This window comes from Streptomyces sp. NBC_01750, assembly GCF_035918095.1.
Classification (GTDB): Bacteria; Actinomycetota; Actinomycetes; order Streptomycetales; family Streptomycetaceae; genus Streptomyces.
This window is the reverse complement of record NZ_CP109137.1, coordinates 3,745,195-3,764,874: the sequence shown is the minus strand read 5'-3', so window position 1 is coordinate 3,764,874 and position 19,680 is coordinate 3,745,195. Positions and strand designations below refer to the sequence as shown.

Annotated in this window: 18 protein-coding genes; 14 read left to right on the top strand and 4 right to left on the bottom strand. The window is 70.3% G+C overall.

The window, feature by feature from the left end; genetic code table 11:
- Window positions 1-12: 12 nt before the first annotated feature.
- Complete coding sequence (locus tag OG966_RS16725) at window positions 13-1,344, top strand: acyltransferase family protein (RefSeq protein WP_326650460.1); 1,332 nt, start codon at window positions 13-15, stop codon at window positions 1,342-1,344.
- 93 nt (window positions 1,345-1,437) lie between these two features.
- Here OG966_RS16725 and OG966_RS16720 read toward each other — a convergent pair whose 3' ends face one another.
- Window positions 1,438-3,117 (bottom strand): lysyl oxidase family protein, encoded by a 1,680-nt coding sequence (locus OG966_RS16720; protein ID WP_326655246.1) that lies wholly within the window; start codon window positions 3,115-3,117, stop codon window positions 1,438-1,440.
- 312 nt (window positions 3,118-3,429) lie between these two features.
- Here OG966_RS16720 and OG966_RS16715 point away from each other — a divergent pair, with 312 nt between their 5' ends.
- The 8 genes from OG966_RS16715 to galK all read left to right on the top strand — a co-directional run bounded on the left by OG966_RS16715 (window position 3,430) and on the right by galK (window position 14,189).
- The gene (locus tag OG966_RS16715) at window positions 3,430-5,241 is read left to right on the top strand and encodes an ABC-F family ATP-binding cassette domain-containing protein (protein WP_326650459.1); all 1,812 of its coding nucleotides are present in this window, start codon (window positions 3,430-3,432) and stop codon (window positions 5,239-5,241) included.
- 328 nt (window positions 5,242-5,569) lie between these two features.
- Window positions 5,570-5,911, top strand: coding sequence for a hypothetical protein (locus tag OG966_RS16710; RefSeq protein ID WP_326650458.1), 342 nt, complete (start codon window positions 5,570-5,572; stop codon window positions 5,909-5,911).
- 68 nt (window positions 5,912-5,979) lie between these two features.
- Complete coding sequence (locus OG966_RS16705) at window positions 5,980-7,800, top strand: PQQ-binding-like beta-propeller repeat protein (protein ID WP_326650457.1); 1,821 nt, start codon at window positions 5,980-5,982, stop codon at window positions 7,798-7,800.
- A 53-nt stretch (window positions 7,801-7,853) separates the two neighbouring features.
- Window positions 7,854-9,683: an outer membrane protein assembly factor BamB family protein gene (locus OG966_RS16700; RefSeq protein ID WP_326650456.1), complete on the top strand. Its 1,830-nt coding sequence runs from the start codon at window positions 7,854-7,856 to the stop codon at window positions 9,681-9,683.
- Window positions 9,684-9,916: 233 nt separating this feature from the next.
- Window positions 9,917-10,609, top strand: a complete 693-nt coding sequence (locus tag OG966_RS16695) for a helix-turn-helix transcriptional regulator (RefSeq protein ID WP_326650454.1) — start codon at window positions 9,917-9,919, stop codon at window positions 10,607-10,609.
- Between the two features lie 441 nt (window positions 10,610-11,050).
- The gene (gene galT / locus OG966_RS16690; RefSeq protein WP_326650453.1) at window positions 11,051-12,094 is read left to right on the top strand and encodes a galactose-1-phosphate uridylyltransferase; all 1,044 of its coding nucleotides are present in this window, start codon (window positions 11,051-11,053) and stop codon (window positions 12,092-12,094) included.
- A 5-nt stretch (window positions 12,095-12,099) separates the two neighbouring features.
- Window positions 12,100-13,086, top strand: a complete 987-nt coding sequence (gene galE, locus OG966_RS16685; RefSeq protein WP_326655245.1) for a UDP-glucose 4-epimerase GalE — start codon at window positions 12,100-12,102, stop codon at window positions 13,084-13,086.
- Window positions 13,083-14,189 (top strand): galactokinase, encoded by a 1,107-nt coding sequence (gene galK, locus OG966_RS16680; RefSeq protein ID WP_326650452.1) that lies wholly within the window; start codon window positions 13,083-13,085, stop codon window positions 14,187-14,189. Before galE ends, galK begins: the two co-directional genes overlap by 4 nt.
- Window positions 14,190-14,201: 12 nt before the next feature.
- Here the strand turns inward: galK and OG966_RS16675 are convergent, their stop codons facing one another.
- A complete protein-coding gene (locus OG966_RS16675) occupies window positions 14,202-14,648 on the bottom strand; it encodes a GNAT family N-acetyltransferase (protein WP_326650451.1) in 447 nt (148 codons plus the stop codon).
- 243 nt (window positions 14,649-14,891) lie between these two features.
- On the opposite strand from OG966_RS16675, the gene OG966_RS16670 reads away from it, so the two are divergent.
- A complete protein-coding gene (locus OG966_RS16670; RefSeq protein WP_326655243.1) occupies window positions 14,892-15,659 on the top strand; it encodes a response regulator transcription factor in 768 nt (255 codons plus the stop codon).
- Here OG966_RS16670 and tamR read toward each other — a convergent pair.
- Window positions 15,618-16,115, bottom strand: coding sequence for a MarR family transcriptional regulator TamR (gene tamR, locus OG966_RS16665; protein WP_324973496.1), 498 nt, complete (start codon window positions 16,113-16,115; stop codon window positions 15,618-15,620). The genes OG966_RS16670 and tamR overlap by 42 nt on opposite strands.
- Before the next feature lie 131 nt (window positions 16,116-16,246).
- Here tamR and OG966_RS16660 point away from each other — a divergent pair, with 131 nt between their 5' ends.
- Window positions 16,247-17,068 (top strand): trans-aconitate 2-methyltransferase, encoded by an 822-nt coding sequence (locus tag OG966_RS16660; protein ID WP_326650450.1) that lies wholly within the window; start codon window positions 16,247-16,249, stop codon window positions 17,066-17,068.
- On the top strand, window positions 17,068-17,427 hold the full coding sequence (locus OG966_RS16655) for a VOC family protein (protein ID WP_326650449.1): 360 nt from the start codon (window positions 17,068-17,070) through the stop codon (window positions 17,425-17,427). The genes OG966_RS16660 and OG966_RS16655 overlap by 1 nt, the downstream gene beginning before the upstream one ends.
- A gap of 170 nt (window positions 17,428-17,597) precedes the next feature.
- Here the strand turns inward: OG966_RS16655 and OG966_RS16650 are convergent, their stop codons facing one another.
- Window positions 17,598-17,921, bottom strand: coding sequence for a hypothetical protein (locus OG966_RS16650; protein WP_326650448.1), 324 nt, complete (start codon window positions 17,919-17,921; stop codon window positions 17,598-17,600).
- Window positions 17,922-18,205: 284 nt separating this feature from the next.
- Between OG966_RS16650 and OG966_RS16645 the strand changes: the two genes are divergently transcribed.
- Together OG966_RS16645 and OG966_RS16640 are read left to right on the top strand one after the other, a co-directional pair.
- Entirely contained in the window at window positions 18,206-18,754 is a 549-nt protein-coding gene (locus OG966_RS16645) for an RNA polymerase sigma factor (RefSeq protein ID WP_326655242.1), read from the top strand.
- On the top strand, window positions 18,751-19,680 hold the full coding sequence (locus tag OG966_RS16640) for a zf-HC2 domain-containing protein (RefSeq protein WP_326650447.1): 930 nt from the start codon (window positions 18,751-18,753) through the stop codon (window positions 19,678-19,680). The genes OG966_RS16645 and OG966_RS16640 overlap by 4 nt, the downstream gene beginning before the upstream one ends.

Here is a 19,680-nt window from a genome sequence, read left to right as displayed (position 1 = left end):
CACCGTACTCGCATGGGATCAAGCGTTCGTGAGCTCGCCGCTGCCACGCCCGGGACCCGGGACCGGTACATCGACCTGCTGAGGGTCGCCTCGCTGGGGACCGTCGTGCTCGGGCACTGGCTGATGGCCGTCGTCGCCGGGGACGGCGTCGGGAATCTCCTCGCCGTCGTGCCCGAGCTGCAGCCGCTCACCTGGGGCCTGCAGATCATGCCGGTGTTCTTCTTCGTCGGCGGCTTCTCGCACGCCCTCTCGTACCGCTCCCTCACCCGGAAGACCGACGGCTCCGTCTACGCCGCATTCCTGCGGGCCCGGCTGCAGCGGCTGCTGCGGCCCACCATGGTCTTCATCCTGGTCTGGGGCACGGCCGCGCTGCTCGTCCAGCTTCTCGGCGACGGCGGTGACTCGACCGGGCTGACCGGCACAGCGCTGCGGCTGGTCGCCCAGCCGCTCTGGTTCATCGGGATCTACCTGGCGATGGTCGCCTTCACGCCGCCGCTGCTGAGGCTGCACGAGCGTTACGGCTGGGGCGCCTTTGCCGCGCTCGTCGCCGGTGCCGCGCTCGTCGACGGACTGCGCTTCCTCGGCGGGGTGCCGTTCGTCGAGTTCCTGAACTTCGCCTTCGTCTGGCTCGCCGTCCACCAGCTCGGCTTCCTACGCGCCGACGGCCGGATCCGGATGCCCTCCGCGCTCGCGGCCGCGGGACTCGCCGGCGCCGCGGGCCTGGTCGCGTTCGGCCCGTACCCCCTGAGCATGGTCGGGATGCCCGGCGAGAAGGTCTCCAACATGGCCCCGCCCACCCTCGCGCTCCTCTTCCACGGCCTGTGGCTGGTCGGCGCGGTGGAGCTGCTCCGTACGCCCGGTACGCGCTTCGTGCAGCGGGCCCGGGTCTGGCGGGCCGTCGTCGCCGCCAACGGCATCGCGATGACCGCGTTCCTGTGGCATCTCACCGCGATGCTCGGCGTGTACGGCGCGATGATCGCCCTCGGCATACCGCTGCCCGTCCCCGCCTCCGCCGCCTGGTGGGCGCAGGTCCCGTTCCGTATCGCCGTGGCCGCCGTGGTGACCGCGCTGCTCGTCGCCGCCTTCCGCACCTTCGAGCGGCCGGTGAGCGCGGCCTCCGGGGCCGCGGGGAAGGGCGGATCGGGGCCCGCCGCCGCCCTTGGGATCACGCTCTGCCTGTTCGGCGTGCTCGGTCTGTCGATGGTGGGCTTCGGCGGCATGCTGCAGGGCAAGTCCGCGATGCTGGTCGCCGTACGCGTCACCGCGCCCGTCGCCGTCGCCATGGCGCTCATCGGCTGGCTGCTGGTCGAGACGGCGGGCAGAGGCCGCCGGACCGCTTCCTAGGAGCCGCTTCCCGGGCGACCGCCGCAGGTCACGCGCGCAAGGGATGTGCCCGGTCGCAGCCCGGCCGTGGGCCGGGCTGCGACGGGCCCAGGATCAGGGAGCGTTGATCAGATCGTGCGGAGGTACCGTCACCGTGCGGGCGCCGGGCTTACCGCCCAGAACGACCTTCCGCAGGGCGACGTTGTTCTTCAGGTTCGTCTCCTGGAGGCGGTGTTCGGGGTTGGCGATCACCTGGATGAAGTAGGTGCCGTTCGGCAGGTCGGTGACGTCGAAGGACTGTCCGGGACGGTACTGGGTGTACGTGTCGCCGGAGCCGACGTCGAGGACCTCGCGCACGGACACCGAGTTCTGCTCGCCGCAGGCGGTCGACAGATCAGTGTTGTTCGGGTGCCAGTTGGCGTTCTTCACCGTGTAGTCGACGGCGTCGGTGTTGGCCAGACAGAAGGCCTCCTTGCCGCTGCGCACGATCTCGGCCTGGTTGGCGCTCAGCAGGCGGTAGCTGGCGAAGTCCTTGAAGTGCCAGTGTTCGTGACCCACGCGCGGGTCCCATTCCATGCTGCCCGTGGGCGTGTACCCGATCTGCTTGCCGTTGGCGTCGTAGAAGTACTGGTAGGCGTCCATCAGGTTCTTGCCGGGGCTGCGGAAACCGTCGACGACCAGTGGGGCGGGGCCCGCGTTCCAGACGTTGGCGCTGAAGGCCAGATAGTCCTTGCCGGGGGCGTCCCCGTCCTCGCCGTCGGAGATGGCGATATCCCATGCCGGGAGCGAACGCAGGTCCGGCTTCGGCACGTTGGGCACGCTCGCCCGGCCGGTCGGGCGGTGGGCGTTGGCCTTCAGCGCGGGCGCGTTCCGGGAGCCGTCGGTGTGCCCGGGACCGTCTCCCAGGTGCGTCGCCCTGCCGAGGTCCTCCAGAGCGTGCGACAGCGCGGGCGGCGCGGGGGAGTCCGCACCGCGTCCGTCGACGCCGTGGTGGCCCGCGTGGGCCGACGCCGCGGCGCCGTGCCCCGAGTGCCCGGCCATCGCCGAGTGGGCCGAGCGTGAGGCCGCCGGCCCGCCCCCGCCCTCGGCGATCTGCCGTACCTTCACCTTGATCGTCTTCTGCTCGTCCGCCATGCCGAACAGGTCACGGTAGGTCTTCGCCACGGAGACCTTGGCGATGTAGTCGCCGGGAGGCAGATCGGCCGGCTGTGATGCGCCGCCCCGGCTCGTGTTGGCCGCCCAGCCGTTCTCGACGCCCCACACGGAGCCGAGCGTGAAGGGGTTCCTGGGGCATTCCTCGGGATACTTCGAGGTGGCCGGCGCGTCCGGCCGGATCCGTCCGGCCGCGCTGTTCGGGCAGAACGCCTGCGTGGTGTCCAGCACCTTCGCGCCGGACGCCTTGCTGATCGTCACCTTGAGGAAGCCCGGCAGGCCGGAGAAGTCCTTCACCAGACCCGCCGGAAGGGGCTTGGTCCGCGTCTTCTTCCCCTCGTGGATGATCTGCGCGGCGGTCACGGGCTTCTTGTAGGACGGGCGCGTCACCTTGAACTCCAGCGGCCCCCCGTCGACCGTGACGTACGTCCCGAGGTCCAGAGAAACCCCGGGCTCGCCCTCCCAGCGGTCGAGTGTCACGGAGCTGGAGGCGGCGATCAGCTTGAGCTTGGGTGCGGTGGTCGTCGGCGCCGCTTTGGCGAGCGGAGCGGCCCCGGTCCCGGCAGCGACCGCGGTGAGTGCCGCGGCGACGGCCGCTGTACGGCGTAGGCGGGTACCAGAGGATATGGGATGTCTGGTCATCGGTTCCTCGTCTGCGAGTGCCACGATGGCATCGGACTGGTCAGAGCCCACGGCCGACCGGCCGGGCACGCCCCCGACGTGCCCGCTCCCCCAGGTGTGGTCCGGTACGACCTGTGTGGCCTGTGAGAGCTGAGCAGGGGTGTCCTGGTTGCTCGCGGCAGGCAGGCGCTGAAACGTTGGCCGAAAAGCGGCCGCGGCCCGTCTGCGGACCGTCCACGGGCAAGTCGGATCCCGGTGATCCCCGGCTGTCCGGAACAGGCCCGGGACGGCGACTACGCTGGACGTCGATCCGTCCCCCGTCCCAGGAGTGAAATGGCCGTCAACCTCGTCAATGTCGAGGCAGTCAGCAAGGTGTACGGAACACGTGCCCTGCTGGACAAGGTCTCCCTCGGCGTGTCCGAGGGAGACCGCATCGGCGTCGTCGGCCGCAACGGCGACGGCAAGACCACCCTCATCCGGATGCTCGCCAAGCTGGAGGAGCCCGACACGGGACGGGTCACCCAGAGCGGCGGGCTGCGGCTCGGGGTGCTCACCCAGCACGACTCCCTCGACCCCGAGGCAACCGTCCGGCACGAGGTCATCGGCGACCTCGCCGACCACGAGTGGGCGGGCAACGCCAAGATCCGTGACGTACTCACCGGGCTCTTCGGCGACCTGCACCTGCCGGGCTTCGAACAGGGCCTCGACACCGTCATCGGGCCGCTCTCCGGCGGTGAGCGCCGCCGGATCGCGCTCGCCAAGCTGCTCATCGCCGAGCAGGACCTGATCGTCCTCGACGAGCCCACCAACCACCTCGACGTGGAGGGCATCGCCTGGCTGGCGAAGCATCTGCAGGCGCGCCGCTCGGCGCTCGTCTGCGTCACCCACGACCGCTGGTTCCTCGACCAGGTCTGCACGCGGATGTGGGACGTCCAGCGCGGCGCGGTGCACGAGTACGAGGGCGGCTACAGCGACTACGTCTTCGCGCGCGCCGAGCGCGAGCGCATCGCGGCGACGGAAGAAGTCAAGCGGCAGAACCTGATGCGCAAGGAGCTCGCCTGGCTGCGGCGCGGCGCTCCGGCCCGTACCTCCAAGCCGCGTTACCGCATCGAGGCCGCGAACGAGCTGATCGCCGATGTGCCGCCGCCGCGCGACACCTCTGAGCTGAGGAAGTTCGCCAACGCCCGCCTCGGCAAGACCGTCTTCGACCTGGAGGACGTGACCGTCCAGGCAGGCCCGAAGGTGCTGCTGAAGCACCTCACCTGGCAGCTCGGCCCCGGCGACCGTATCGGCCTCGTCGGAGTGAACGGCGCCGGCAAGACCTCGCTGCTGCGCGCCTTGGCGGACGCGGCCCGCAGCGACGGCGACAAGCAGCCCGTCGGCGGCCGCGTCATCGTCGGCAAGACCGTGAAGCTGGCCTACCTATCCCAGGAGGTCGGCGAACTCGACCCGGCCCTGCGGGTACTAGAGGCCGTGCAGCAGGTACGCGACCGGGTCGACCTCGGCAAGGGCCGCGAGATGACCGCGGGCCAGCTGTGCGAGCAGTTCGGCTTCACCAAGGACAAGCAGTGGACGCCGGTGGGTGACCTCTCCGGCGGTGAGCGGCGCAGGCTGCAGATTCTGCGGCTGCTGATGGACGAGCCGAACGTCCTCTTCCTCGACGAGCCCACCAACGACCTCGACATCGAGACGCTGACCCAGCTCGAGGACCTGCTCGACGGCTGGCCGGGCTCGATGGTCGTCATCTCGCACGACCGCTTCTTCATCGAGCGGACGACGGACCGGACGTTCGCGCTGCTCGGCGACGCCACGCTGCGGATGCTGCCGCGCGGTATCGACGAGTATCTGGAGCGCAGGCAGCGGATGATCGAGGCCGCCGTGCCGACGCCGGCGCCCGCTTCGGCCGCGGGGGAGAAGCCGGCGGCCAAGTCGTCGGGCGACGCCCGCGCGGCGAAGAAGGAACTGCAGAAGCTCGAGCGGCAGCTGAACAAGATCTCCGACCGGGAGACCAACCTGCACGCCCAAATCGCCGATAACGCCACGGACTTCGGGAAGGTGGCGAAACTGGATGCGGAGCTGCGTGAACTGATCGTCGAGCGCGATGAGTTGGAGATGCGCTGGCTCGAACTCGCCGAGGAGGCGTAGAGAAGCCGTGCAGAGCGCGTAACAACCGCATCACGGGCCGGTCCTCCCTTGGGAACAGGGGCGGACCGGCCCCTTGTTCGAGTGGGGCCGAGTGATAGAAAGAAGCCCGCTCGACTGACCTGAAACAGCAGAATCCATGGCCAAATCGCTCCCTTCCGGAGCAAACGCTCGCCGGAGCTGCGCGGGAGACCGGCTCGAGCGGTAGGCCGCACCAAGGGGGAAGTACCGCATGACGCAGCCGCCCGGCCAGCAACAGCCGCAGGGTGGCTCAGGCGTTTCCCAGGACTCGCGGCACGGGTTTCCTCAGCCGCCGGCCCAGCCTCCGCGGATGCCGCCCACGCAGCCCGGCTGCGGCTACCCGCAGCGGGCTTCCGGTCCGCCGGGTCCGTACGACCGGCCGCCCCGCCCCTGCGGTCAGCAGCCGGGGCCGTACAGCGGCTACTTGACCGAGCCGCAGTACCCGGGCGCACCCACCCCGCCCGGCGGTGGCTCCGGCTTCTTCAGGGGCGGGCCCTCGGCGCGGCTGTCGCGGTCCGAGATCGGGGCCGGCTTCACCGAACCGCGGACGGTGTATGCGGACGGCCGCTACTTCCTCACCGCTACCAGTGTCAGCGCGCTCAAAGATGCCGAGGAGAGGGAGACGAAAACACTGATGGCCTTCGGCAAGTGACCGCGTTCTGAGTCATTCGGACATCCCAACTCCTTCTCCCATCTCCCCATTTCCAGAGGTAAACACTCATGACACAGCCGCCGAACCAGCCGCCGCAGCCGCCTAACCAGCCTCCCCAGGGAGGCTTCGGGGCTCCTCAGCCGCCCGCGCAGCCGCCGCAGATGCCGCCCGCCCCGCAGGGGCCGCCGCCGCAGATGCCGCCCGCGCCGCCGGCCGGCGCACCGGCTCCGGGTTACGGATATCCGCAGCAGCAGCAGCCCGCCCAGCCCGGTTACGGCTACCCGCAGCAGGCCCCCGGCCAGCCGGGCCCGTACAGCCAGCAGCCCGGCCCGTACCAGCAGCCCGGCCCGTACGGCCAGCAGCCGGGTCCCTACGGCGGCTACCCGGCCCAGCCGCAGTACCCGGGCGCGCCCACCCCGCCAGGGGGCGGCGGTGGCATCGGCGGCTTCTTCAAGGGCAAGCCCGGCGCCATCGTCGGCGCGGCCGTCGCCGCGCTGCTGGTGATCGGCGGCGGCACCTACTTCGCCCTCAGCGGCGGTGACGACGAGAAGAACGACAAGCAGAACGTCAGCAAGAGCGACGACCCCAAGCCGCAGGGCTCGGAGTCCGTCGACCAGGGCGACGGCAGCGGCGACGGCCGCGAGGCCAACGACGACCTCAACGCCGGGCGCAAGCCCGGCGAGGCGAAGGTCCTGTTCCTGACGAAGAACGATGTCGACCTGCCGCGCAACGGCGCCGAGGTGTTCGGCCCGTGGGTCGTCGGCGACACCGTCGTCAAAGGCATGTACAAGGAGGTCGTCGGCTATTCGGCGACCGACGGCAAGAAGAAGTGGAGCCTGCCGCTCGGCACCGAGATCTGCTCCGCGCCCGCGCAGACCTCGGCCGACGGCAAGATCGTCGTGGGGGTCAAGGACGGCCTCACCGAGAGGTCCAAGTGCCTCAATCTGCAGATGATCGACCTCAAGACCGGCAAGGCGGGCTGGAAGAAGCCGATTCCCAAGGCCAGTGGCGCCTTCAGCTCGCTCTCCGACTTCACTCTGTCGATCAGCGGCAACACCCTCGCGGCGGGCGGTACCGGAAACTCCTACGGCTTCTCGATGGCCGACGGCAAGCAGCTCTTCAAGGGACCCACGGACGGCTGCAAGCCGTTCGCCTTCGCGGGCGGCCCCAAGCTGATCGCCGCGGCGAGCTGCCCGACGTCGGACTACGACAAGCCCAAGCAGCAGCTGTCGGAGGTCGACCCGGCCACCGGTAAGGCCAAGTGGACGTACAACACTCCGGTCGGCTGGGAGATCGACAAGGTCTACTCGGCCAGCCCGCTGGTCATCTCCCTGACGCAGCGTGAGCCGAAGAAGTGGTCCATCGTGGCGCTGAAGGACAACGGCACGGTGCGCTCGCAGATCGACGGCGGCAAGGACAAGTTCCAGCCGCGTTGCGGCGGTGGGTTCGTGGTCTTCGGCCAGAACCTCGAGGGCTGCACCGGCGTCGCCGCCGACGCGAGCACGTTCTACATGGCGACCGAGCCCGCCCGGGCCGGCGGGGCCAACGAGGTCGTCGCGTTCAGCCTCGACACCGGCAAGCCCAAGTGGCGTTCGCCCGCAGGCGGCGACACGTCGATGACGCCGCTGGGCATGCAGGACGGGAACGTACTCGTCTACAAGGGAGCGTCGTACGACAAGGGCGGTGCGGTCGCGACGATCGCGCCGACGGGTGGCGCGCCGAAGGTGCTGCTGCAGCACCCGGCCTCGACCGCCGAGATCGAGAACTCCTTCTACTCCGCCAAGATGGTCTTCGCGGACGGCCGGTTCTTCCTCGCCAGCGGCCGCGTCAGCGCCAGCAATGACGCGGAGGAGAAGGAGACGAAGACCATGATGGCCTTCGGCAAGTGACCGCGTGCTGAGTCCGTCAGACAAAACTCCCGTTCTTCAGAGGTAAGTACGCCATGACGCAGCCACCACCCCCACCGAACCAGCCACCGAATCAGCCGCCGGGACAGCCGCCGCAGGGCGGGTTCGGTGCTCCGCAGGATCCGCCCCCCGGCGGCTTCGGAGCCCCGACGCCGCCTCCCGCGCAGAACCCTTCGTACGGCTACCCGCAGCCGCAGCCGCAGCCGCCCGCCCAGCCGTCGCAGGGCCAGCCCGGTTACGGCTATCCGCAGGCGCCGGGCCAGGTGCCCGGTTACGGCTACCCGCAGGCGCCTCCGGCCGGAGCGCCGCCGGCCCAGCCGGGCTACGGCTACCCGACCACGCCCATGCAGCCGCAGTACATGCAGCCTCAGCCCGGCGGCAGTGGCGGCGGTGGCGGCAAGAAGCTGAGCACGCAGATGCAGATCATCATCGCGGCGTCCCTCGCCGTGGTGCTGATCGTCGTCGGCGGCATCTGGTTCGCCTCCAAGGACGACGGCGGCGGCAAGACGGACGACAGCAAGAGCAGCTCGGGCGGCAGTTCCCAGGGCCCCAACGGCGGTTCCACCGGCGGCGGGAAGGCCGCCGACGGCGCCGGCAAGGAGCAGGCGCCCGCGAACATCCACTCCAAAGTGGCCTTCCAGCTGCCGGAACCCGCGCGCACCGACCTCACGAGCGTCAAGGGTTCCTGGGTCACCGACAAGGCCTACGTCAAGCCAGGGGTCAACTCCCTTGTCGGCTACGACGCGGCCAAGGGCACCCCGCTGTGGACCCTCCCGCTCGCGGGCCAGATCTGCGCGGCTTCCCGGCACCTCTCCGAGGACAACAAGGCCGCGATCGTCTTCGAGGCCGCCAAGCGGACTCCGCCGAAGAACTACCAGCCGTGCACCGAGGTCGGCGTCGTCGATCTCGGCACCGGCAAACTGCTGTGGAGCAAGTCCGTCACCGGCGCCTCCAGCGGTGACGGCAAGGTCAATTTCACCGAGGTCACCCAGAGCGGTACCACGGTCGCCGGGGGCGGCACCGACGGCGGCGCGGCGTTCGACCTCAACAGCGGCGCCGTCCGCTGGAAGCCCACGGCCAATGCCGAGGGCTGCTACGACATGGGGTACGGCGGGGGCCCGGCGCTCGTCGCCGCCCGCAAATGCGGTTCGTACGACAACCCGCAGGTCATCATCCAGGGCCTGAACCCGGCCAACGGCACCCCGCTGTTCTCGTACAAGATGCCGCCCGGCGTCGGCTACGCGAGCGTCATCTCCACCAAGCCACTGGTCGTCGCCGCAGACGTCGGCGACACCGGTTCGGGCGGCATCTCGGACTTCTTCTCGCTCGACGACAAGGGTGCGCTGCGCGCCAAGATCTCGGCGACGGGTGACAAGTTCCAGGCCAGGTGCGGCTCCACCGAGGTCGAGACCTGCCAGAAGGCCGTCGTCGGAAACGGCAGGCTCTACCTGCCGACCGCGGACCACGAGGGCACGGGCGAGTACGGCGACACCAACGAGATCGTGTCCTACGACCTCGCCACCGGAAAGCCCACCAGCGACCGTGCGGACGCGGGCGACCGCTACACGATGTTCCCGATCCGGATGGACGGCGGCAACATCATCGCGTACAAGTGGCCTCCCTACGACAAGGGCGGCCAGATCGTCAGCATCGACGGCAGCACCTTCAAGCAGACGGTGCTGATGGACAATCCGGCCGACAAGGCGGTACGGGAGGCGGAGACCAGCTTCTCCACGGACTTCGCCGAGTACCGCTATGCGAACGGCCGCCTGTACGTGGGCGCGGTCCTGATGAGCAAGCCGTCGTCGTCCTCGTCCTCGTTCGGGAAGAAGTACCTGGCTGTCGCCTTCAGCACGGCGGACTGATCTCCGACAGGGCGCATGCCGCACGCGGCACAATTCCGGCCAGTGGCCCGGTACATCGGTTCTCCGATGTACCGGGCCACGGTCATGACAAGCGCTGTTGTGGCCCTGTTTGGCGAAGAATTCGGCATTCTGGGGGGCTTCTGCCGAGTTAGGGGCGCGCCACGTCGAACAAGCGTGTAGCTTGCCGGGTCAGGAGGGCCGGGGGGCCAGCTCGCGGGGATGGGGGTTGCTCGATGGGCGTGCGGCTCGTAGTGGTCGATGATCACCGACTGCTCGCCGAGGCACTCGCCTCGGCCTTGAAGCTGCGTGGGCACCGGGTGCTCGCGGCGGCCGCTCCCGCGGCCGGGGCGGCCGAGCTGGTGGTGGCCCGAGCGCCCGAGGTGTGCCTGATGGGCACGGCGACACCCGCGGAACCGGGCGCCTTCGACCCGATCGTGAAGATCAAGCGGGAGCGCCCTCAGGTGGCTGTGGTGGTCCTCGGCCCGGTGCCGAGCCCACGGGGGATCGCCGCGGCCTTCGCGGCCGGCGCCTCCGGCTACGTACGTCACGATGAGCGGATCGAGGGCGTCGAGCGGGCGATGGTCAAGGCGCGGGCGGGCGAGGCGGTGGTGGCTCCGCAGCTGCTGCAGGGCGCGTTCGCCGAGCTGCTCAACCCGGCCGCGCAGCCGGATGACGAGGGCCAGCGACTGCTGCACCTGCTCACTCCGCGCGAGGTCGAGGTACTGGTCAGGGTCGCTGAGGGCGAGGACACCCGGCTGATCGCGGCCGGGATGGGGATAGCCCCGAGCACGGCTCGTACGCATGTGCAGCGGGTGCTGATGAAACTGGGAGTGGGCTCCCGGCTGGAGGCGGCGGCGTTGGCGGCGCGCACCGGACTGCTGGACCGGGCGACGACCGTCTCGTCGCCGGGACCGGCGGCGGAGTAGGCGTTACGCGTCCTCGGGGGATCTGCGTCCTCGGGTCTGCGTCCTCGGGTCCGTGGCCTCGGAGTCTGTGGTCGCGGGGTCTGTGGTCGCGGGGTCTGTGGCCCTCGGACTTGGGCGCGGCGTAGAGCGTGCCGAGGGCGATCAGGAGCGCGCAAGACGAATAGCGCGCAGGACGAATAGGGGCGACGATCGCCGAGGCGCGGCCCGCGCCGCCCTTCCGGAGATGTCCAGCGCCTTCCTGATGGCTGTTGGCCCTGGTCGCCGCCGTCCCCGTACCGAAGACCGGTACGGCCGGCCCCGGTTCTCACCCACGGTTCGCCTGTTTCACCCAGGGTTGAAATGTCCTAAGTAAGCGCATGCTGCATGCCCATTGACGACGACTGTTGGCTTGTGATTTGTTATGTGCGGTTCTGTTTGCTGGGAGGCTGAGGGAGCTCCAGAGTGAAGAAGACGTCGACCCGGCTCGCCGACGGTCGTGAGCTGCTCTACTACGACTCCCGCGATGACGCCGTACGCGACGCCGTCGACCTGCGGCCGCTCGACCCGATCTCCACCATCTCCGAGGTCCGCCGCGACCCGCTGCTCGGCGACTCGGTCGCCATCGCCTCGCACCGTCAGGGCCGCACCTACCACCCGCCGGCCGACGCATGCCCGCTCTGCCCGTCCAGGGACGGCCGCCTCAGCGAGATCCCGGCCGCCGACTACGACGTCGCCGTCTTCGAGAACCGCTTTCCGTCCCTGGCCGGCGACTCCGGCCGCTGCGAGGTCGTCTGCTTCACCTCCGACCACGACGCGTCGTTCGCCGACCTCGGAGAGGAACAGGCCTCGCTGGTGCTGGAGGCCTGGACCGACCGCACCGCCGAGCTCGCCGGACTTCCACAGGTGGAGCAGGTCTTCTGCTTCGAGAACCGAGGCGCCGAGATCGGGGTGACGCTGGGGCACCCGCACGGCCAGATCTACGCGTACCCCTTCGTCACCCCGCGCACCGCGCTGATGCTGCGCTCGGCCGCCGGACACCGGGCGGAGACCGGCCGCAATCTTTTCGACGACCTTGTCGCGCGCGAGCGTGAGCAGCGCGTACGGGTGGTGCTGGAGGGCCGGCACTGGGTCGCGTTCGTGCCGTATGCGGCGCACTGGCCGTACGAGGTGCATCTGTACCCGCTGCGGCGCGTGCCGGACCTGCGGGCGCTGGACGACGCGGCGCGCACAGAGTTCCCACAGATCTATCTGGAACTGTTGAGGCGCTTCGACCGGATCTTCGGTGCGGGCGAACCGCCGACGCCGTACATCGCGGCATGGCACCAGGCGCCCTTCGCAGATGCCGGCCGGAGTGACTTCGGACTCCATCTCGAGCTTTTCACCGTCCGCCGGGCTTCCGGCAAGCTCAAGTTCCTCGCGGGTTCCGAGTCCGGTATGAGCGTGTTCATCAATGACGTGCCGCCGGAAACCGCGGCTGAGAGACTGCGAGAGGTAGCGAGCGAGTGAGCAGCATGCCGCAGAAGAAGTACCTTGTCACCGGCGGTGCGGGATACGTCGGCAGCGTGGTGGCGCAGCATCTGCTGGAAGCCGGCCACCGGGTGACCGTGCTCGACGACCTCTCGACCGGGTTCCTGGAAGGGGTTCCGGCGGACGCCGAGTTCATCGAGGGCCGGATCCAGGACGCGGCCAAGTGGCTGGATTCCTCGTACGACGCGGTGCTGCACTTCGCGGCCTTCTCGCAGGTCGGCGAGTCGGTGGTCAACCCCGAGAAGTACTGGACGAACAACGTCGGCGGGACCACGGCGCTGCTTGCCGCCATGCGGTACGCGGGTGTCCGCAAGCTGGTCTTCTCGTCCACCGCGGCGACGTACGGCGAGCCGGTCTCCACACTGATCACCGAGACCGACCCGATGGCTCCCACCAGTCCGTACGGCGCATCCAAGCTCGCCGTCGACCACATGATCACGGGCGAGGCCGGGGCGCACGGCCTCGCGGCCGTGTCCCTTCGGTACTTCAACGTGGCGGGCGCGTACGGCCCGTCGGGGAACATCATGTGCGGCGAACGCCACGACCCCGAGTCGCATCTCATCCCGCTGGTGCTGCAGGTCGCCCTCGGCAAACGCGAGTCCATCTCGGTGTTCGGTGACGACTACCCGACCCCGGACGGCACCTGTGTCCGCGACTACATCCATGTCGCCGACCTCGCCGAGGCGCATCTGCTCGCGCTGGACGCGGCGACCGCCGGCGAACACCTGATCTGCAACCTCGGCAACGGCAACGGCTTCTCGGTCCGCGAGGTCATCGAAACCGTACGCCGGGTCACCGGCCATCCGGTCCCGGAGGTCGTGGCCCCGCGCCGCGGCGGCGACCCGGCGGTGCTCGTCGCCTCGGCGGCCACCGCGCACAGACGCCTGGGCTGGCAGCCGAGCCGCGCGGACCTGGCGGGCATCGTCTCGGACGCCTGGGCCTTCGCCCGTGGGAGGGAGAACGCGTCATGAGGGACGGTGTGTGGGCGGCCCCCGGCCGGGTGAACCTGATCGGTGAACACACCGACTACAACGACGGTTTCGTGCTGCCCTTCGCGCTGCCGCACACCACGGTCGTCACTGCGGCGCGCCGCGACGACGGCGTACTGCGACTGCACTCGGCGGATGTCGGGGGCGGACCGGTCGAACTGCGCGTAGGCGACCTCGCACCGGGCCGGGGCCCGGGCGGCTGGACCGACTACCCGGCGGGCGTCGTCTGGGCGCTGCGCGAGGCGGGCCACGCGGCCGGCGGCGCGGACCTGCACTACGAGTCCACCGTACCCACGGGCGCCGGCCTCTCCTCCTCCGCGGCGCTCGAGGTCGTCACGGCTCTCGCGCTGAACGATCTGTACGAACTGGGCCTGGAGCGGTGGCGGATGGCCCGGCTGTGCCGGCGCGCCGAGAATGTCTACGTCGGCGCGCCCACCGGGATCATGGACCAGACGGCCTCGGCGTGCTGCACGGCCGGACACGCGCTGCACCTGGACACCCGGGACCTGTCCCAGCGCCAGATCCCCTTCGATCCGGCGGCGCTGGGACTGGAACTCCTGGTCGTCGACACGCGCGTCAAGCACGCCCACAGCGACGGCGAGTACGGCAGACGCCGCGCCGGCTGCGAGGCGGCGGCGGCGGCGCTCGGCGTTGCCGCGCTGCGGGACATTCCGTACGAGGGTCTGGCCCGGGCGCTGGACCGGCTGGACGATCCGCGGGTGCGCGCTCTGGTGCGGCATGTCGTGACCGAGGACCACCGGGTCGAGCGGGTGATCGGCCTCCTGCGGGCGGGCGAGGTGCGCGCCATGGGCCCGGTGCTGACGGAGGGGCATGCCTCGCTGCGGGACGACTTCCGGGTCTCCTGCCCGGAACTGGACCTGGTGGTCGGCACAGCGCTGGCGGCGGGCGCGCTGGGCGCGAGGATGACGGGCGGCGGCTTCGGCGGCTCGGTGATCGTCCTGTCGGATGTGCCGACGACGCCGACGGTCACGAAGTCGGTCCTGGAGGCGTTCGCGTCCGCGGGCCTCGCGGAACCGAGGATCTTCACGGCGACGCCTTCCCGGGGCGCCACGCGCCTGTCGTGAGCCGCCGGCCCGCTACGCCAGCCGCTTTGTGAGGATGAACTCCGTTGCCCCCGGGGGATAGTCCTCCACCCTGCCCACCACCGCGTACCCGCGTTTTCGGTAGAACTCCGGCGCCTGGAAGTCCCAGGTCTCCAGGCGTGCGTACAGGCACCCCCGGTCCTCCTTCGCCGTCCGTTCCGCCTCGTCCAGCAGCCGCGTGCCGAGGCCCGTGCCGCGGTGGGTGTCCGCGACCCAGAGCAGATCCACCTGGAGCCAGCGTCCCCAGGTGAGTGCCGTCAGTCCGCCCGCCGGCTCGGCCGTGCCCGGTTCCAGCGCCCAGACCTCCAGCGGCACTTCGTCGTCGTGCGGTGTACCCCGCAGCGCCCGCATCGCCGGTGACCGTCCCGTGTTGCTGCTGTCCAGCCGCTCACCGAGCAGCATCCGCCGATCTTTGTCGACTTCTGTCTCAATACGAAACATGTGGCACACCCTAAACACCCTGGCCAGTCAGTTCTGCAAATAACCTTCCGCTCCGGCCACCCATCCGTACGCTGATGCTCAGTACCGGTGGGGGCCGGTGCTGATCAGGGGGCGAGACAGTCGGGTACGACGCCCGGGGCGGGGTAGCAGTCACTGCGCGGCGGCGGCCGCGCGACCGCTGGATTACCCCAATTCCCGGGCGGCGTACCCGCACCGGTCCGTCTTCCGACACTGGGGGTGTCTGTGGTTCGTATCCGGGTCCTGGTGGTGGACGACCACCGCATCTTCGCCGAGTCACTCGCCGCCGCTCTCGCGGCCGAGCCCGATGTCGCCGCGGCCGGCAGCGGCCCCGCCGCGCTGCGGTGCCTGGAGCGGGCGGCCGCCGACGGCCGCAGATTCGATGTGATGCTGGTCGACGCCGACCTCGGCGCCCTCGCGGTGCCGGGCGGCCGTGCCGTCGCCCGTGCCGTGTCCGACAACGGCGAGGAGGGTCTCGTCGACGGTATATCCCTGGTCGCCGGCGTCCGCTCCGGCCAGCCCGCCGTCCGTACGGTCGTGCTCGCCGAGAAGGACGACCCGCGCCGCGCCGCGCTCGCACTCCAGGCCGGAGCCTCCGGCTGGGTCGCCAAGGACTGCTCGCTGCAGCGGCTGCTCGCGGTGATTCGGGGGGTGTTGAGGGACGAGACCCACTTGCCCCCGGCCCTGCTCACCGGCGTACTGCGAGAGCTGACCGCGGCCCGCAAGCACCGCACCGACAGTGAGCGGCTCGTCGAGTCCCTCACGCCGCGCGAGCGTGAGGTACTGCGCTGCATGGTCGCGGGGCTGGGGCGCAAAGCAGTGGCCGAGCGCCTTTTCCTGTCCCCGCACACCGTCCGTACGCATATGCAGAACGTTCTGGGGAAGCTGGGCGTGCACTCCACGCTCGCCGCGGTCGCTCTCGCGCGCCGCGCCGGCGTCGGTCCGGTCGACCTAGCCGGGGACGTTGTCGAACGGGGCGGTCAACTGGCGTAGCAGCGCGGCCAGTTCAGCCCGCTGGGCGCGTGACAGTTCGGACAGGATCGCGCGCTCCTGTGCGAGGAGCCCGGCCAGTGCCTGGTCGGCGCGGTCCCGCCCCTCGGGTGTGAGGCGCACCAGCACACCGCGCCGGTCGCTGGGGTCGGGCAGCCGCTCGACCAGGTCCTTCTTCGCGAGCCGGTCGATGCGGTTGGTCATGGTGCCTGAGGTGACCAGGGTCTGGGTCAGCAGCTGTCCCGGCGAGAGCTGATACGGAGCCCCCGCGCGCCGCAGCGAGGTGAGTACATCGAACTCCCACGGCTCCAGATTGTGCTCGGAGAAGGCGAGCCGACGGGCCCGGTCGAGATGGCGGGCGAGCCGGGAGACACGGCTGAGCACCTCGAGCGGTTCCACGTCGAGGTCGGGGCGCTCACGGCGCCATGCTGCGACCAGTCGATCGACCTCGTCCTCCATGTCGATCAGTGTAGAGGGTCTGTCGACGTGAAGTCTCTTGACATCAAGATATATTCGGGCGCAGGCTTGGGCATGGTCGGGCCGGAACCTCGTTCCGCTTCGGCACACCGTTCCTGCAAGGGGGCTCGAACATGCATTCCGCACCAACCTGGGATCCGCATCAGTACCTGCGCTACGCCGGGCACAGAACGCGCCCATTCGTGGATCTTCTCGCCCGAATACCCCGGCTGCCCAATGGCGACCGGCCCGCCCGGATAGCCGACATCGGCTGCGGCCCCGGCAATGTCACCGCGCTCATCGCCGACCGCTGGCCCACCGCCCACATCACCGGTTTCGACCTCTCTCCCGAGATGCTCGCGATCGCGGAGAAGGAGCACGCGGGCGCCACATCCGGCGGCGGCCGGCTGGACTTCCGGCCCGCCGATGCCGCGCACTGGACGCCCGACGAACCGTACGACCTGATCGTCTCCAACGCGGCACTGCAGTGGGTGCCGAACCATCCCGAGTCCTTCCCGGTCTGGATCGAGGGCCTCGCTCCCGGCGGCACCTTCGCCTTACAGGTCCCCGGCAACTTCACCTCCCCCAGCCACGCCCTCCTCGGCGAGCTCTGCGCCACCCCGCAGTGGCGCGCCCGGCTCGGCGACCGCGGGCGGCGCTTCGTCCATGTCCTGGATCCCGCCGACTACCTCGGCCGTCTGGTGGATCTCGGCTGCGAGACGGACGCCTGGGAGACCACATATCTCCAACTCCTCGCCGGGGAGGATCCGGTGCTGGACTGGGTGAAGGGTACGGCGCTGCGTCCGGTCCTCACCGAGTTCGGCGACGATGCCGCAGCCGCCGCCGAGTTCCTGGGTCAGTACCGCGACCTGCTCCGCAAGGCCTATCCCCCGGGTCCGCACGGCACGGTGTTCCCGTTCCGCCGGATCTTCGCCGTCGCACGGAAGAGGTACTGATGCTCACCGCCGTCGACCATGTCCAACTGGCCGCGCCGCCCGGCTCGGAGGACGCTCTGCGTGCGTACTACGCCGATGTCCTGGGTATGACGGAAATTCCCAAGCCACCGGTACTGGCGGCCCGCGGCGGCTGCTGGTTCCAGCAGGGTCCCGTCCAGCTCCATCTCGGCATCGAGGCGGACTTCCGGGCGGCCGGGAAGGCCCACCCCGGACTGCGGGTCACCGGCATCGGGGCGTACGCGGCTCGGCTGGAGGAGCGCGGCGCGAAGGTGGTCTGGGACGATGGCCTCCCCGGCCACCGCCGTTTCTACTCCGAGGACCCGGTGGGCAACCGGCTGGAGTTCCTGGAGCCGGTGTAGCGGCGGGTATGCGCGGACCGACGCGCACCACGGACGGCGAGGGGTTTTCCCTGGAGTAGGGCTTCAGGGAAGGCCCCTCGCCTTGGTGCGGTGCGACGTCAGCCGCTCAGAACGACTGCATCAGCCGCCGGACGGAGGCAGCCGGACCAATCGCTGGACAGCCGGCCGGATCAGCAGCCGCCGAGGCCCGCGAAGCGCGCGGTGATGGCCACGGTCTCGGAGTGCCAGTGGCCCGGCGCGTAGGTCTCACAGGGGCCGTCGGTGTGCCGGTCCCACTTGAAGTAGTAGCGGTACGTCCCACGGCTGCAGTTGTTGGTCACCCGCGTCGTCGTGGTGGCCCAGCTCGACGTGTTCTTGATGGTGATGCACGACGGTACGGCGGTGGCCTGGGCGGGCGCTGCGGCCGCCGGGGCCACGCCCATCACGCCGGCGATGGCTCCGGTGGCCATGAGAACGGCGGCAGGGCGCGCCAGTGACTTGAGGCTCTTGGGCATGCGGAATTTCCCCTCTTCTTCGGGTTGGTCGGACCCGCTCTCGGGTTGGTCGGGCCCGAGCGATGGCGAAGGTACGTCTGTTGCGAGGGGGGAAGAAAGAGTTCCGAATGGCCTTTGCGCAGTTCCATGGCCAATGGTCGAAAAAGCGGCCTGTGGAACGGCGGGTAAATGGCCTGTACAGAGCAGTGGTTGGCTGAATGCTGGTGGGGGGCAGGGGCCGGAAACAATCTCCGACTTCCGTGAACCGATCCGCCCCGCCCGTCCGATGAGGGGATGTGGCGTACGTGGAGGGGCAGCAACCCAGTGACGGGGAACTGCTGCGTGCAGTGGAGGACGGCGACAGCCGTGCCTTCGAGCTGCTCTACCGGCGTTACGAGCCGTGGTTGGTCGCCCGGCTCCAGTACCGGTGTCCTGATCCCGGCGTTGTCGACGACGTCGTACAGGAGACCTTCCTCGCCGTATGGCGGGGCACCGCGCGCTACCGCGAGGAGCCGGGCGCGGACGCGGCCGGCTGGCTGTGGCGCATCGGATCCCGTCGGCTCGTCGACATCCAGCGGGGACACGGCGCACGGCAGCGGCTGACCCGGGCACTCGGCCGGTTCCGGCACCAGGAACAGCCGTCCGCCGAGGACGAGGTGCTGCACGGCATCCCGCACGGCGAACTCGCGTACGCCCTCGAGAAGTTGCCGGCGGAACTCAAGGCGGTGCTGCAGGCCACCGTGGTCGACGGCCTCACCACCGCCGAGGCCGCGAAAGTGCTGCGGATTCCGGCAGGCACCGTCAAAACCCGTGCGATGAGGGCACGCCAGCGGCTCCGGAAGGAGCTGGCATGAGCGGATCGGAAAAGGACATGAGGGGCGCAGGAGAGGAGCAGGCGATGACTTCCCCGTGGGACACCGGCAGCCGGGGGAGCGCAGCACGTCCCCTGCCGCACAGCGGCGTGCACCTTCCGGACGCCCTGCTGCGTGACTACACCGCCGGGGAGCTCGGCCCGCCCGCTCTCGCCGGCTCCGAAGGGCATCTGGCACGGTGCGCGCACTGCCGGGCACGGCTCGCCGCGTACGCCGACACCTCGCGCACCGAGGCCGGCTGGGCACGGTTGTCCATCGCCAAGGACGTGCCCCGGCCGGGGCCCGCGGAGCGTGCGCTGCACCGGCTGCGGGTACCCGGCCACACGGCACGGCTGATCACCGCGACACCCGCACTGCGCCGTTCCTGGCTCACGGCAGCCGTGGTCACGCTGCTGCTCGCCCTGGTCGTGGCCAGGCTGGGGCACGCGGCCTCCGCCTCGCTGCCGTTCTTCGTGGTGGCGCCCGCGCTGCCGGTGATCGGAGTCGCCCTCTCCTTCGGCCCCCGCAGCGACCCGATGTACGAGATCACCCTCGTCACCCCTGTGTACGGCCTGCGGCTGCTGATGCTGCGCACGGTCGCCGTGGTCACCACGGCCATGGTCCCCACCGCCGCCGCTGCGGTGGCGCTGCCCGGGCCCGCCCTGGAGACGCTCGGCTGGCTGCTGCCCTCCCTCGCGCTGACCTCGATCACGCTGGCGCTGTCGGCGCGCATCGACCCCACCGCGGCGGCCGGCGTCGTCGGCGGGGCCTGGACACTCTGCCTGCTGGCGGCCTTCGGGCCCGTACAGGACGCGCTGCTCAGCGCCACCGGACAACTGTCCGCGGCCGGAGTGCTCGCCGCCGCCACCGTCTCCATCACCCTGACCCGCACCCGGTACGACCGGGACACCCAGCACGCACGCGCGTGA